The sequence below is a fragment of the Anaerobacillus sp. MEB173 genome (assembly GCF_052119505.1).
In the GTDB taxonomy this organism is placed as follows: Bacteria; Bacillota; Bacilli; order Bacillales; family JBJMAU01; genus JBJMAU01.
Window position 1 is genome coordinate 1 of sequence record NZ_JBJMAU010000073.1, and the last position, 384, is coordinate 384.

Below are 384 nucleotides of genomic sequence, written 5' to 3' on the forward strand. Positions count from 1 at the left end.
TTTTAAATTTAATATGGCAGGGGCAGTAGGAATCGAACCCACACTGACGGTTTTGGAGACCGTAGTTCTACCTTTAAACTATGCCCCTAAATCTATATTATGGTGGAGGGGGACGGATTCGAACCGCCGAACCCTGAGGGAGCGGATTTACAGTCCGCCGCGTTTAGCCACTTCGCTACCCCTCCACTCTAATTTTAATAAAAGAATGGCGGACCCGACCGGGATCGAACCGGCGATCTCCTGCGTGACAGGCAGGCATGTTAACCGCTACACCACGGGTCCACGAAATAAAACTACAGTTTAAATATTAATATTTATAATCAATGGTTAGGAAAAATCATTTTCACAAATATGTTTTATAACATAAAATCATTATGGCAAATC

Annotated in this window: 3 tRNA genes; all 3 read right to left on the reverse strand. The window is 43.2% G+C overall.

Annotation, left to right across the window (positions count from 1 at the left end):
- Positions 1-14 precede the first annotated feature (14 nt).
- The 3 genes from ACJ2A9_RS23835 to ACJ2A9_RS23845 all read right to left on the reverse strand — a co-directional run bounded on the left by ACJ2A9_RS23835 (position 15) and on the right by ACJ2A9_RS23845 (position 282).
- Positions 15-88: transfer RNA gene (locus ACJ2A9_RS23835), tRNA-Trp, on the reverse strand.
- Between the two features lie 12 nt (positions 89-100).
- A tRNA-Tyr gene (locus ACJ2A9_RS23840) sits at positions 101-185 on the reverse strand.
- A gap of 21 nt (positions 186-206) precedes the next feature.
- A tRNA-Asp gene (locus ACJ2A9_RS23845) sits at positions 207-282 on the reverse strand.
- Positions 283-384 lie beyond the last annotated feature (102 nt).